General features: G+C 61.3%; 11 protein-coding genes. 6 read left to right on the top strand and 5 right to left on the bottom strand.

From position 1 onward, the window contains the following. Both EN914_RS07145 and EN914_RS07150 read left to right on the top strand, forming a co-directional pair. On the top strand, positions 1–540 hold a 540-nt coding region (locus EN914_RS07145; protein ID WP_127389033.1), incomplete at its 5' end, for an SDR family oxidoreductase. Positions 541–652: 112 nt separating this feature from the next. Further along, positions 653–991, top strand: coding sequence for a cupin domain-containing protein (locus tag EN914_RS07150; protein WP_024504237.1), 339 nt, complete (start codon positions 653–655; stop codon positions 989–991). Positions 992–1,048: 57 nt separating this feature from the next. On the opposite strand, the gene EN914_RS07155 is transcribed toward EN914_RS07150, so the two are convergent. The 3 genes from EN914_RS07155 to EN914_RS07165 form a co-directional block, all read right to left on the bottom strand. Continuing rightward, the gene (locus EN914_RS07155) at positions 1,049–2,116 is read right to left on the bottom strand and encodes a glycosyltransferase family 2 protein (protein WP_081714345.1); all 1,068 of its coding nucleotides are present in this window, start codon (positions 2,114–2,116) and stop codon (positions 1,049–1,051) included. A 19-nt stretch (positions 2,117–2,135) separates the two neighbouring features. Beyond that, positions 2,136–3,356: an FAD-dependent oxidoreductase gene (locus EN914_RS07160; protein WP_081714346.1), complete on the bottom strand. Its 1,221-nt coding sequence runs from the start codon at positions 3,354–3,356 to the stop codon at positions 2,136–2,138. A 403-nt stretch (positions 3,357–3,759) separates the two neighbouring features. Then, positions 3,760–5,181, bottom strand: a complete 1,422-nt coding sequence (locus EN914_RS07165) for a coniferyl aldehyde dehydrogenase (protein ID WP_024504240.1) — start codon at positions 5,179–5,181, stop codon at positions 3,760–3,762. 409 nt (positions 5,182–5,590) lie between these two features. On the opposite strand from EN914_RS07165, the gene EN914_RS07170 reads away from it, so the two are divergent. Further along, positions 5,591–6,253, top strand: coding sequence for a sulfotransferase (locus tag EN914_RS07170; protein ID WP_245462019.1), 663 nt, complete (start codon positions 5,591–5,593; stop codon positions 6,251–6,253). Next, positions 6,253–8,094, top strand: a complete 1,842-nt coding sequence (gene recQ / locus EN914_RS07175) for a DNA helicase RecQ (RefSeq protein WP_024504242.1) — start codon at positions 6,253–6,255, stop codon at positions 8,092–8,094. The genes EN914_RS07170 and recQ overlap by 1 nt, the downstream gene beginning before the upstream one ends. A gap of 276 nt (positions 8,095–8,370) precedes the next feature. Here the strand turns inward: recQ and EN914_RS07180 are convergent, their stop codons facing one another. Next, the gene (locus tag EN914_RS07180) at positions 8,371–9,267 is read right to left on the bottom strand and encodes a LysR family transcriptional regulator (RefSeq protein ID WP_024504243.1); all 897 of its coding nucleotides are present in this window, start codon (positions 9,265–9,267) and stop codon (positions 8,371–8,373) included. A 277-nt stretch (positions 9,268–9,544) separates the two neighbouring features. Here EN914_RS07180 and EN914_RS07185 point away from each other — a divergent pair, with 277 nt between their 5' ends. Next, the gene (locus EN914_RS07185; protein ID WP_024504244.1) at positions 9,545–10,279 is read left to right on the top strand and encodes an SDR family NAD(P)-dependent oxidoreductase; all 735 of its coding nucleotides are present in this window, start codon (positions 9,545–9,547) and stop codon (positions 10,277–10,279) included. 74 nt (positions 10,280–10,353) lie between these two features. Next, a complete protein-coding gene (locus EN914_RS07190) occupies positions 10,354–10,953 on the top strand; it encodes an NADPH-dependent F420 reductase (protein WP_013529054.1) in 600 nt (199 codons plus the stop codon). A gap of 1,544 nt (positions 10,954–12,497) precedes the next feature. Here EN914_RS07190 and EN914_RS07200 read toward each other — a convergent pair. Next, a partial coding sequence (locus EN914_RS07200) for a hypothetical protein (RefSeq protein ID WP_206527186.1) occupies positions 12,498–13,444 on the bottom strand: 947 nt, incomplete at its 5' end.

Genomic DNA, 13,444 nt, shown 5'->3' on the forward strand with positions numbered 1-13,444 from the left:
TTGCTCGACCGCGTCTGGGACGAAAGCGGCCCGCTCGACGGGCTGGTCAACAATGCCGGCATCATCCGGCGCGCCGATGCCGTCGATCTCAGCGAGGCCGATTGGGACGACGTCATGGATGTCAATCTGAAGGCGGTTTTTTTGCTCTGCCAAAGCTTTGCCATGCGTGCCTTGGCCGCTGAGCGGAAAGGCAAGATCGTCAACATTGCCTCGGTGCTGAGCTTCCAGGGCGGCATTCGCGTGGCGTCCTACACCGCCTCGAAGCATGGCGTGCTGGGCATCACCCGGCTGCTTGCCTGCGAATGGGCGCAAAAAGGCATCAACGTCAACGCTATCGCGCCAGGCTATATCGAAACCAACAACACGCAGGCGCTGCGCGCCGATCCCGACCGCAGCGCCGCCATCTTGGCGCGTATCCCGGCCGGCCGCTGGGGCGAGGCGGGCGACATTGGCGACGCCGCCGTCTTCCTGCTGGCGCCGGCGTCCAACTATATGCATGGCGCGGTGGTGCCGGTGGATGGCGGCTGGCTGGCGCGCTAGCGTGGTTCGTCGTTTCGCGGAAACGCTGAACCGCGCTATCTCATTGTTTTAACGCAATTCCGGACGGAAAACCGTTTCACACTTTTCCTGGAATTGCTCTGAGGAGACAACGATGACGAAGCCGAAGATTTTCGCGCATGCCGGCGAGGGCGCCTGGACGACAACGCCGGACGGCAACAGGCGACGCGTTCTCCTGCACACCGACGAGCTGATGCTGGTCGAATTCGGCTTCGACAAGGGTGGCGTCGGCGCCCTGCATTCGCACCCGCATGTCCAGGCAAGCTACGTCGCCGAAGGCCGCTTCGAGGTGACCATCGACGGCCGGAGCGAAATCGTTGGGACGGGCGGGAGCTTCATCGTGCCGTCGGGCCTGATGCACGGTGTCAAGGCGCTGGAAGCGGGGCGGCTGGTCGACAGCTTTACGCCGCACCGGGCCGATTTCCTCGTCTGAGCGCGCCAGCGCCACGCGTGCCCGCTCGTGCTGCTCTCTTGGGTTTCGGTTGCCCGGTTAGCGGATTCCAAAGAAACGGCGAATTTTTTCTCTTGGCCTCATCTGTTCACGCCGGAAGGCTAAAAGATCGGCTTCCAGTTTGGAGTTCTTTTCTCTTAGCGTTTTGATCTCAGCAGAGAGCGCCCGATCGTATTCATTGGATTGCAGGATGGCAGGGAGTTCCAAAAGATGCATGCTCCCTTCGGTCGCAAGGCGTTGAAGGCATTCGATCATAAGCGAGCCACCTGCGTGAGGTGAATGTGCCAAATAGTGATAGCTCTGATTTGGCCTGATAACAGCAATCCGATCAAGGATAAACTGGTGGAAAAAGAAACGCTCTTCAGCGGTGCTACAGACCGGCATTACAGCCTCAAGAAGCCCGGTGTATAACGTGGTCCAGGACCCGCGTTTGCGCTCATCGGGCCATTCAAACCACTGTTTGTGATAGTTTTCTTCATGGTCCAGGCGATAGTAGAGCGTCTCCGGAATCCGAATGAAACTGCCCCACCGCAAGACCTTTGCCAACCATACAAATATTTCGGAAAGCCCACGATACTCATCGGCTCGAATGAGCCCGGCCTGCCTGATGGCGTCGCGACGGAGCAGACCCCGCACGGCCATAGGCTCCTTTTGCTCAATGTGCTGCCGGAGGCGGTGAAGTGTGTCCCCCTCGATCGACGCGGCTATATCCATACCGGTCCGTCCACCCATCCATTTACAGTCGGCGTAAACGGCCGCCGCATCTGGCTTTTCCCAGGCGGTACGAACCAATCTTTCGAAGAAGTCCGCTGTGGTTGTGTCGTCGTGCTGACGATAGCAGAAGAACTCGCCGAGTGGCTGTTTCAGCAACCAGTTAAGATTTCCAAACCAGTCGAGCCGTTCTTGATGGACAATCATTCTAAACCGATTGTCGTCGAGGAATGGCCGGCATTTCTCGGCCGTTGCGAGGTCGTTTCCGTCGACTGAAATTATGACCTCGAAGTCACGGAAAGTCTGTTGCTGAAGACATTTGAGTGCTCCCTCGATGTATTTCGTACCGTTATATACGGGCATCCCTACCGTAATTGTCGGCGTCAAACGTTTCATTCGCGATCCTTTGAGGTGTTCAGACGTCACCCGCTATCCTGGTCGCACACTGGTCGGCAAAATATGGTGCCATGGTGAGTTTGCCTGGATCTATTGAGTGATATTTGTCCTTCGAAGTAATTCCAATCTGATATCGTTGATGCAGTTCGCTGTTGGTATCGTAGATGTCCGTTTCGCCCCAAGCAACGATAAGTCCACCTTTGACCAAGGCATCCGGCAAGTTCGCCGCATCGACTGCGGCTAGCGAGGGGACGATCTCCGTCATGGCGGCAATTGTTCGTGTGAGGATTTTTGTGCGGAGCGGCTCTGGCGGAAAGGTATCCCAGACCGGCGGCGTCACCTCGGTTGAATACCCATGGATGCATTCCGGGTACCAGGTAAGATATGTCAGCCGATCAGGATAACTGACCACTTCCCCGAATGGTCCAGAGACAAAGGTCGCACTGGGAGGACGCTCAAGTCCGTCCGGCAAGGTGAAGCTGATTCCGTATTTTAAGCGATGAAGCCAAGGCCGTGTCGGTTTCAGCCCCATTGTCGCATCAATCGCCAAACGCCCGTCCCAAAGAGCGTTCACTACGTGATCGAAAGCATCTACTTGAACGAAACCAGCCTTCTCACTCGTAACGCACAACCTATCATCGACGCTGTCAACCTTTGAAACCTGATGTCCGTGACGCACTTCGATGCGGCGATGGTCGGCAATTGCTCTCCTAAGGACCGATGCCAACGCTACCGGATTGATGGCGACTTCCGGCGTGTCGAAAGCTGCAAGCGCTGCGTCCGGGTTGAATCTTGTATCCCGCTCGCTGCTGGTCCATGCTCGCGGAGGCGCTGAAATATCCAATCCGAAGTAGTCGAACTCGCGTCCAGTTGATGCTTTCACAATCAACTCATGAACGTCCCGGAGATAATCCTCAACCGCTTGGGCCGAATGTTGGCTGTCTCGATGGACGACGTAAGCCGCGGGAACCGAGGTTGCTAAGGCGTGCGTCTCTATGCCTAGGTGCCGATGCATGAACGGTGCGAAGGCGAGAGCACCCTTCATCATGATCCGAGCTGTCGATAGGGACGGGTCACCCGCATACATGTATCCAAGATGGATCTTCCCCTCGTTCGCGACAGCTGTTCGACTGAGAATCGCATCGTTTCTATCGAAAAGGACTACGTCCATGCCTCGCTCGCCCAAAGCTAGAGCTGCGCAGCAGCCTTGAAGCCCCCCACCTAAAATAGCCACTCGCATTCCGGACCCCTAGCAACACAGCGCTGCGATCGACACTCCACAGGATTCCTTGATATCAAGGAGGCGCACTCGTCAACGAATTTGGTCATCTCGCGCCGCCGCGATCGCGGCACGTATCCAGGCAGCCGCCGGGTTAAGTGAGCGATATTGGCGACGCCGCCGCGTTTCCTGCTAGCGTCGGCGTCCGGCCATATGCATAGCGCGGTGTTTCGGGTGGTAGGTGGCTGGCAGGCGGGTAGAAGATCGAGTCGTGTGTGGAATGACCCGCACCTCAAAGGAGGCGCGGGTCTGTTGCCTGGGCGCTTGTGGCGCCGCGGTACTCAAGACATCACCGCAGGATGAGGACCCTGCCGCACCGTGGTGAAGATAGTCTTAATGCACCGGGGCTGCGTAGCTCGGTCGGTCAGGTGATGTGCCGCAGGAGGCTGAAAAGCCGTTCGAACGTCTTGCCGTAGGGCGGGCGCAGCAGGCTTCCCGCGCTCAGCCGCGACTGCATGAAAACCGGTTTCTCCTTGCTGAAGGTGCGAAATCCCCATTCGCCGTGATAGGCGCCCATGCCGCTGGCGCCGACGCCGCCGAAGGGCTGGTTTTCCTGTACCAGATGCAGCATGCAGTCGTTGACGGTGACGCCGCCGGCAATTGTCTCGTGCAGGATGCGTTGACGGTTGCCGCTGTCGCGGCCGAACCAGTAGAGTGCCAGCGGGCGGTCGGCCCCGTTCACATGGGCGATCGCCTCGTCGATCCCGGTGTATTCTACGATGGGCAGCACCGGCCCAAAGATCTCTTCGCGCATCAGCCGCAGGTTGGAGCCGGCATTGCGGACCAGGGTCGGCGGTAGTTTCCGGCTGGTGGCGCCGAGTTCCTCGTGGGCCGGGTTGATTTCGGTGATATCGGCGCCGGCGTCACGCGCTTCAGTGACCATGTCGCGCAGGCGCTGGTGGTGCCGATCGCTGATGATGGCGGTATAGTCGGGGTTGTCGCGCAGGGTCGGGTAGAGCTTCGCGATCGCCGTTGCGAGCCTGGCAGCGACCGTGCCTGCTTGCCCCTTCGGCACCAGAAGGTAATCCGGCGCGATACAGGTCTGCCCGGCATTCAACAGCTTACCGTAGGCAATGCTCGATACTGCCGCGTCGAGGTCGCATGACGGATCGAAGATTGCCGGCGACTTGCCGCCCAGTTCGAGCGTGACCGGGGTCAGATTGGCGGCCGCGGCGATCGCGACCTGGCGTCCAACCGCGGTCGAGCCGGTGAACAGCAAATGATCGAAAGGCATCGACACGAAGGCCTTTCCCATCTCCGCATCGCCGCTGATGACGCTGAGCTCATCGGCTGCGAAATGCTCGGCAACGAGTTTGGCCAGCAGCGCGGAAAATGCCGGCGTCAATTCGGAAGGTTTGATGAGCACGCGGTTGCCGGCCGCGAGTGCCGCGATGACCGGCGCGACGGCGAGCTGGAAAGGATAATTCCAGGGCGACACGATGCCGATGACACCGAGCGGCTGCGGGATGAGGCGATTTCTGCCGGGCAGGAACGGCATGGTGGTGGCAACGCGGCGTTCGCGCATCCAGCCCCTGAGGTGCGACAGCGCGTGGCGGATGCCGGCGCGTACGACGAACAGTTCCGCAAGACGCGTCTCATGCGCGGAACGGCCGCCAAAGTCGGTGTCTATGGCGGTGCAGATGTCGGCTTCATGCCGCTCGGTCAGCGCGAGCAGGCGTTTGAGGCGATCCTTGCGAACGTCAAAGTTGGGGAAAGGCTGCGCCTCGAAGGCGGCGCGCTGCAGGTGGAACCGCTCGCCGAGAACATTCTGTCTGGTCTGCAGCATCACGCCCTCCCTGGCTTGCCGGACGGAGCTTACATCGTGGTGCGTGGCGGAATCCAGCGGGGGTGCAGGTGTCCTAGGGGAAGCCGCTTTCGGATGTGCACGGCATCCGGCTGGCAGGCGCCGATGGCCGCATCAACGACAGGTTCCTGCAAAGGGGGCGTTGTGGTTGGATGACGGCTGCGCTACTCCAAAGCGTCACGCCAGAGAGTCGTCTTGACCGGTTTCCACATCCTCTCCAGTCTACGAAATTCCAGCCCGGTGTCCGCCTGATGCTGATATCGGCGACGAGCATCTTGGCCATGGACCCCAAGCGGCGCGTTCCGCGCCGCGCGGCCCAGCGGAATTGCGGATGAAGGGCGCTCACAGGCTTGAGTTCCTGCGGTTCGTGCCGCTGTCTCTGAGACAGCGCATGCAAAGACGCAGATATGCACGCGCGACGCCCGCCAACAGAATTTTCATTTCGGGCTGCGCACGCAGCGGGACGACGCTGACACAGCGGCTGATGAGGTGTTTCGAGGACATTTTCGTCCATCCGCCCGAAGCGCGATACGCAATGCTGGACATGTTGGACCGGCCGGAATCGAACCTCGTCGTCAAGCGCGATGCGCGCGGTTTTGCGCATCTGGCGAAGCTACCGACCTCCATCGGCTTGATCTATTGCATGCGCCATCCATTCGACACGCTGACAAGTTCGCATCCGCAAACACGCAACCAGCGTCGGTTCCACGTCACGCCGCAACGCTGGCTGACCGAATACGACGCGCTGATCCGGCTGAAGAAGGCACAACCGCACCGGCAGATCCTTTTCGTCCGCTACGAAGACATGATCGGCGCGCCCGATGCGCAGCAGGACAGAATCGCGCAGTCATTCGGACTGACACCGCGCATTCGTTTCAGCGAGGACCCGGACAATCTGATCCGGGTGGCTTCGTTGAGAAAATGGGAACGGAATGAAGAATTCAGGACCTATCTCGGCGGCCTGCCCCCGGCATTTCTCGCCCGCGTCCAACGTTTCTGCGCCGAGTTCGGCTATGACATGCCAATAAGCACGCCGACCGTGGACGCGCGGTGATGCAGGCACCGGCGGCCCTCGCGACAGAAGAGCTGGATCCCAAGCGGCGCGTGCTCAAGGACGTGTTCGGCTTCGATGATTTTCGCCCCGGGCAGGCCGATGTCATGGACGCGCTGCTGGCCGGGCGTCATGTGCTGGCTGTGATGCCGACTGGTGCGGGCAAATCGCTTTGCTACCAGGTGCCGGCGCTTGTCCTGGGCGGGCTCACCATTGTCGTCTCGCCGCTGGTGGCGCTGATGCAGGATCAGGTCGCCGCCTTGCGGCTGGCCGGCGTGGCCGCCGATACGATCAATTCCTCGATCGACCGCGATGCCAATATCGCCGCATGGCGTCGCGTCGCCTCGGGCCAGACGCGCCTGCTCTATCTCGCGCCGGAGCGGTTGATGACTGAGCGCATGCTCGAGGCGCTGGCCAGGCTCGATATCAGCCTGATCGCCGTCGACGAGGCGCATTGCATTTCGCAATGGGGGCCGGCGTTCCGGCGCGAATACGAGGACCTGTCGCGTCTGCGCGGCATCTTTCCCAGCGTGCCGGTCATCGCGCTGACGGCGACGGCGGACGAAGGCACGCGCACCGACATCGAATCCCGGCTGTTTGCCGAGCGCGTCGAGACCCTGGTGCTGGGCTTCGACAGGCCGAACATCAAGCTTGCCATCGAGGCCAAGCAGGACAGCAAGCGGCAATTGCTGCGCTTCGTCGAGCGCCATCCCGGCCGAAGCGGCATCGTCTATTGCCTGTCGCGCAAGAAGACGGAGGAGATGGCGGCCTTCCTCGAGAAGAACGGTGTCACCGCGCTCGCCTATCATGCCGGCATGAGCAAGGAGGCGCGTGACGCCAACCAGAACAGCTTCATGACCTTGTCCGGCGTCGTCATGGTGGCGACCATCGCCTTCGGCATGGGCATCGACAAGCCTGACGTCGCCTATGTCTTCCACACCGACATGCCGGGCAGCCTGGAGGCCTACTACCAGGAGATAGGCCGCGCCGGCCGCGATGGGCGGGACGCCGAGGCGCATATGCTGTTCGGCCTGGGCGATATCCGCATGCGCAGGATGTTCATCGACGACGAGGATGCGCCGCCCGAGCACAAGAGGCGCTCGCATGGCCGGCTCGACACGCTGATAGGCTATTGCGAGACGGCGCAGTGCCGCCGCCAGGTGCTGCTCGGCTATTTCGGCGAGGAAGCGCAGCCTTGCGGCAATTGCGACACCTGCCTCGACCAGGCACCGCGCGCCGATGGCGGAGCCGAGGGTCGGATCATCCTGACGGCGATCGCCCAGAGCGGTGAGCGTTTCGGTGCCGGCCATATCATCGACATCCTGCTCGGCCATGAAACCGAGAAGGTGCTTGCCAGGAACCACCAGAGGCTCACGAGTTTCGGCAGCGGTCTGGCGCACAAGAAGGATTTCTGGCTATCGCTGATCCGGCAACTCGTCGCCGGCGGGTTCCTGATGCCGGATCCGGCCGGTCATGGCGGCCTCGCCATCGCCGAAAAGGGTCATGCGCTTGGCCGTGGCGAGGTGCCGTTCCATTATCGTGTCGAGGTACGCAGCCGCGCCTTGCGCGGCAAGATGCGCTCCGGGCAGGATCTCGGGCAATCGGCTGTGGACACCGGGCTACTGGCCGCGCTCAAATCCTTGCGCCTGCGGCTCGCCAAGGAGCGCCAGGTGCCGGCCTATGTGGTGTTCTCGGATCGTACGCTGATCGACATGGCCGAGCGCCGCCCGCACGATCTCGACGCCTTCGCCGAAGTGAATGGGGTTGGGGCGGCAAAGCTCAAGGAATTCGGCCAGGTTTTTCTGAGTGCGATTGCCGAGCACCGGTCGGGTGAGGCGGCCTGAGGTCAGATCAGCGACTGGTCACGCGCCGTGAAGCAGAGGGATCTTCGGAGAAGGCATCCGTTCCGAAACCTCCTGTGCCGCCGCCGCCCATTCCTCCACCGCCCATGCCCCCCAGGGACCGATTAGTTCAACGTTTTCTGGCCGGCCGGTCGACAGATCAGGCCCAGACTGAGGCGTGCATCGACTTCATGGCCGAGCATTTGCAACCGCAATAGATGCCGCTGTCCGCTTGCAGGCACCTATCCACTGCAAGCGTCGCGGGCGACCCGCCGGGCGTCAGTCGCGCGATATGAACAGTCCCGCGAGAAGCGGAGCGTGGGCGGCGAGCCTGCGGGATACGAACTCAGTGAAGAGCCGCACGCGCTTCGTCTTGCGTGTCTCCCCATGTGTGAGAAGCCAGAGCGTTCCGTACAGGTGCAGGTCGGTGCCCGGCACCCTCACCAGCAGGGGGTCGGCATCTCCGACGAAGCACGGCAGTGTCGTGATCCCGAGACCTTGCCGTACGGCAACGATCTGCGCTTCGGCGTCCGTGATCCTGAATGGAACTCCCGTGGTGCCAACCTCACCCGCGCTGGCCCACTCTGGAATTCCATGAACGCTTATGACGATCCACCGGATGGGATCAGGTGCGCCCGCACGCCACGCGGCCAGGCGGTCGCGGGACATGTAGACGCCGCCAAACACCTCCGCTCCCTTCAGGCCGTGAAGATTGAGCGGCAGGGTTTTGCGGTCGTAGACGACGCGGATCGCCACGTCGGCCTCTCGGTTGGTCAGATTTGCCAGTTCGCCGGACGACAGGATTTCCATCTCGATGTCTGGATGCAGGTGCGCGAAATCGGCGAAGTCCGGCATGAGCAGGTGCGTCGCGAGGGGCGGTGCCAGCGTCACCCGCAGAAGTCCGCGTACGCTCTGGTCGCGCCCGAAGACGCGCGTCTCCAGCTGGTGCGACGACGCTTCCATCTGGTTCGCGAGCTCGAGGACCTCCTCGCCCGCAGCGGTCAGGCGGTAGCCCGAAGGCAGCTTTTCGAACATTTGCGCCCCGAGGCGTTCCTCAAGCTGTGCGATGCGTCGCAGCACGGTCGAGTGATTCACCCCGAGCCGCGCGCCGGCAGCCCGCACCGAGCCTCCGCGTGCGACGGCTAGAAAGTAGCGAACGTCATCCCAGTCGATCATGGTGCAATCCGGCACCGCGCGGTGCGCCTTCCAAAGCCCGTATCTAACACATCCTACAGCAGTAGGGGCGGGATATCGTGGCTTGTGTCGACAAGGGCGACGCTATTCCGAACGGCGGACACGGATCGTCGCGGGCTGGCGTCAATCCTGAAAGCGGATCGATTCTGCACCACCGATGTGCGCGCTTCCGCACTCACCGCGCGACCCCGGCGGGCCCATCTAGAGGTTCTCGGGGCGTCCCCGAACGACCAAAGACAGAGCCTGGAAGGATTAAGTCATGGGAAAACTGGACGGTAAGGTTGCGGTTATAACGGGTGGTGCCACCGGCATCGGCCTCGCCGCTGCAAAGCGCTTCATCGAGGAGGGCGCCTTCGTCTTCATCTTCGGCCGCCGGCAGGAAGCGCTAGACGCCGCTGTGGCCGAGCTCGGGCCCAATGCCCGCGCGGTGAAGGGCTCGGTCTCGGATGAGGCCGACCTTGATCGGCTCTACGCGGCGGTGAAGGCCGAGCGCGGAAGCCTCGACATCATCTTCGCCAACGCCGGGGTGGGAAGCCTGCTTCCGCTCGGCAAGCTCACCGCCGAGCACATTGACGAAACCTTCAACACCAATGTGAAGGGTACGATCTTCACGGTCCAGAAGGCGCTGCCGCTGATGGGCGAGGGCGGTTCGATTATCCTGACCGGATCGAGCGCCGGCACCACGGGCGCGCCCGCATTCAGCGTCTATAGCGCGAGCAAGGCGGCCGTGCGCAACCTCGCGCGGACCTGGGCGGAAGACTTGAAAGGCACCGGCATCCGGGTAAACGTGCTGTCGCCCGGGCCGACGGCGACCGAACTCGCGAAGGCAGCGATAGGCGAGGAGGGCTTGAAGGTCTTCGCCTCGATGAATCCGCTTCAGCGTATGGCCGATCCAGCGGAGATCGGGGCGGCGGCTGCGTTTCTCGCGTCGCCCGACAGCAGCTTCATGACTGCCAGCGAGGTCGCCGTCGACGGGGGCTTGGCGCAAATCTGACCCGCTACGCCCCGCCGTTCATTCCATTCGATATCCCGAGCCCGCAGGGCCTGGTAAACTGAAGGAGAGTATACATGAGCTACGCAATTATCGGCTTCGGCAAGATCGGCCAGGCTCTTGCCAAGGCATTTGCCCGCAAGGGCCTCGAAGTGTCCGTGGCAACCACGCGCGACCCGGAAAGCTTTGCATCCGACGCGGCCGCGATCGGACCCACGATCATCCCGAAAACACTGGCGGACGCCGTCAAGGCGGACATCATCTTTTTGGCTGTCCGCTTTGAATCGCACCCGGATGTCGCGAAGGCGCTGCCAAGCTGGGAAGGCAAGACGATCATCGACGCGACGAACGTGTTTCCAGTCCCCGAAGAGCTGGACGGTCTGCCGTCCTCCGCCTTCGTCGCGAAGGCGTTCACCGGCGCCAAGCTCGTCAAAGGCTTCAATCACCTGATTGCGGCCACCCTGGCTGCCGATCCGATCGTCGAGGGCGGGCACCGGGTCGTCTTTCTGTCGAGCGACGACGAGGACGCGATCGCTCCCGTGGCGGCCTTGGCCAGACAACTCGGGTTCGCACCGGTCAAGCTGGGGAAGCTCAACGAGGGCGGCACGCTGGTGCACGCACGCGGCCGCACTTGGGGCCAGCTGATCTTCCAGGACCTGTTCAAGAAGGAGCAGTAACGGATTTATCGTGCGCCGACAGAGTGGCAGGCGTACGATGCCGGCCACATCGTCGGCAAAGGGCCAAGCGCGCGAAGGGACGTGCTTGAAAGCTTACATCTGCCTGGGATCCTTCGGCCGACATGTGCCTGCCACCCAGGAATCGTAGTTGCAATAGCTGATGTCCCAGCCGGCATCGCGCCTTTTGGAAATTGCCTCACGGCCGCCCGCGCGGATGGGTCCGAAGCCACCCCAACTGCCATCCGAGCCTTTGTAATTTCCGATGACGCGATAATTGCAGTTGTTCACGACGACGTTGCCGTCCATCGACACGCATGCCTATGCAACAGTGGCAAGGCTGAAGAAAGCTGCGATGGCGAGAGAGGCTTTGCGCATCGTGGTCTCCTAACTGGGTTCGGCGAACCAACCGTTACGAGATCGTGGGCCGGGCCTCTTCCCCATTTGGGCTAAAGCGGCTGGTAAAGCGGCATGGCTGCGCTTGCGGACAGAAGCGATGTGCGGAGATGCCGGATGGGCCTGCCCATCGCCGAAGCTTTACGGCCTCCGCGAAGGCCAGAGTGTCCCGGCTTGGGCGGCTTTGTCCTGCTGCGGATATGCGGCAGGCGGCCCAGGAAATGTCCGGTTTTCTCGGGATTGAATGGCGGAGAGGGAGGGATTCCTTTTCACCCATATGATACTGAAAATACTAATCTTTTCGCGCTTTTTGTTACACAGTTTGTTACACAGCTACAACTACGATTTATAACCACTCTAAGCTCGCGGCTTTTGGGCTCGCCTGCCCAATCCATCCGATCTGTCGAAACCGACGGCTTGTAGGACACTCCCGCGTGTGTACGTTGGGGCTTGGGTCAGAAGGTGACCCACAACAAAGACGGGGAGCGCCGCAGTGCAAAAGATCTCATCGGTCAAGGAACAGATAGTGAAGTAGCCTGTGACAATCGGCGCCAGCATCACCTCCAAAGCGCCGACCAGGAAAAACCCGCAAAAAAACGTCGCCCTCAGATACCCCGTCGGCAATGAATATGGGACCGAAGTTGCGCGGCAGATCGGGCGTTAGGTGCCTTCATGACATCTGAACCTGAGCAGGCTCCTACGCCGCGCGAGCCGGCACATTTCCGAACGGAGTTTCGTCCGGCTGCGAAAAAAGGTGCCCTGTCGGGACTTACTTGTTGGCCGGATGGCTTAGGCCAGCGATCCTTGCACGAGCACGCTCTTAAGAGACGGGCCTTCGGTCATGTCTTCTCCGGAACCTCAGCTTTGGCCTTCGCTTGACCCTGCCGCCGAGTCCAAATCAAGATGCAGAAAGACGATGGGTTCAGTTTGCAAACAATGCCCTTGCCATGATCACCAGACTCTGACGCCGTGCCAAGCTCCAAAATCGTTCCAACGAGGCGCGTCATGAGCATCCCCGAAAAAAATCTAACATCGCGTACGCCAATGGATGATTTCGGTCAGGGATTTCGAGATCGCCAGGAGCGCGGCAACGTTCTTGCTCGAGGAGGTCGACGAGACAGCCAGATATCGCCTGGCTGATCTTCGAAAATTCAAAGGTTTTGAGAAAAGGCGGGGGAACTTGTATCTCGACTGGGCGGACATCCTGTTGAGGCCGATCCGGCGGTGCCAAACAGAACGATGTCACGAGCTTCGCGCAGCACGAGGCTGCGATGCTCTAGTGCCCTGAGATCCAAATTGGCAACGGTGGGGCGAACACCATCGGCGACCATACGGATCGTTTGTGAAATCAGGACGGCAGCAGCAATCATACCGACAAAGGGAGCGCCTACCGCCACTTGTCCCAACCGCGTCAGGCCGCATTCGTCGAGGCCGCCGCGATCATGGAGATCCTTATAAGCAGGCGGGAGCCCAGCTAGGGCAACGGGCGCATTTCCTTGAGGCCCCGCCTCGTCCACTTCCGGGCCGTCGGTCCAGATGCCGAGCGCCTTGTTTGGCGCTGGGAAACTATGAGTCCTGATCAGGCGGAAATCTCCCACGCCGCTACCGAGGCCGGCCTCGAAAACCGTTGCAAAGCCCGCGCCTTCGAGGATAGCTCGCGCCTGGGGGTTGTCCACGCCGCAAAGCGCCAGCAGGGGTTCGTCGTGGCCAACACGCAGATCGGAAGCGAACCTCCGCTCGACCATCCTGGACTGGAAACCGCGGGCCTCAGCCCAGTCAGCGCAGATGCGGGTCTTCAGCCGCCCAGTGTCTGTAGCGAAAGTGAGAACGGATGTGCTCTCGGTCGACGGCCCGACCCGGTCGACGTCCTGAAGGAACATGCGGACAATTGACGGATCGGCAAAAGGCAGCAGCCCGATCGTCCATAGGAAAGCCTGGCCGAGATGGCCAAGCCCAATCACCCAGAAATCCGATGGGAACTGTACCGCGACAGGCCCATCAGACGCCGGCGATCTCCAATCGGCGGACCGTTTGAGATCCCATAGCGACATTCCGATCGATCTGTAGCCTGCCATCGGCTCGCCATCGAAAATGGCGA

This window comes from Mesorhizobium sp. M7A.F.Ca.CA.001.08.2.1, assembly GCF_003998455.1.
Classification (GTDB): domain Bacteria; phylum Pseudomonadota; class Alphaproteobacteria; order Rhizobiales; family Rhizobiaceae; genus Mesorhizobium; species Mesorhizobium ciceri.

What these genes read in the sequence shown, in the direction of transcription:
- EN914_RS07150 (WP_024504237.1), top strand. Translation starts at nt 653, where the DNA reads ATGACGAAGCCGAAGATTTTCGCGCATGCCGGCGAGGGCGCCTGGACG.
- EN914_RS07155 (WP_081714345.1), bottom strand. Translation starts at nt 2,116, where the DNA reads ATGAAACGTTTGACGCCGACAATTACGGTAGGGATGCCCGTATATAAC.
- EN914_RS07160 (WP_081714346.1), bottom strand. Translation starts at nt 3,356, where the DNA reads ATGCGAGTGGCTATTTTAGGTGGGGGGCTTCAAGGCTGCTGCGCAGCT.
- EN914_RS07165 (WP_024504240.1), bottom strand. Translation starts at nt 5,181, where the DNA reads ATGCTGCAGACCAGACAGAATGTTCTCGGCGAGCGGTTCCACCTGCAG.
- EN914_RS07170 (WP_245462019.1), top strand. Translation starts at nt 5,591, where the DNA reads ATGCAAAGACGCAGATATGCACGCGCGACGCCCGCCAACAGAATTTTC.
- recQ (WP_024504242.1), top strand. Translation starts at nt 6,253, where the DNA reads ATGCAGGCACCGGCGGCCCTCGCGACAGAAGAGCTGGATCCCAAGCGG.
- EN914_RS07180 (WP_024504243.1), bottom strand. Translation starts at nt 9,267, where the DNA reads ATGATCGACTGGGATGACGTTCGCTACTTTCTAGCCGTCGCACGCGGA.
- EN914_RS07185 (WP_024504244.1), top strand. Translation starts at nt 9,545, where the DNA reads ATGGGAAAACTGGACGGTAAGGTTGCGGTTATAACGGGTGGTGCCACC.
- EN914_RS07190 (WP_013529054.1), top strand. Translation starts at nt 10,354, where the DNA reads ATGAGCTACGCAATTATCGGCTTCGGCAAGATCGGCCAGGCTCTTGCC.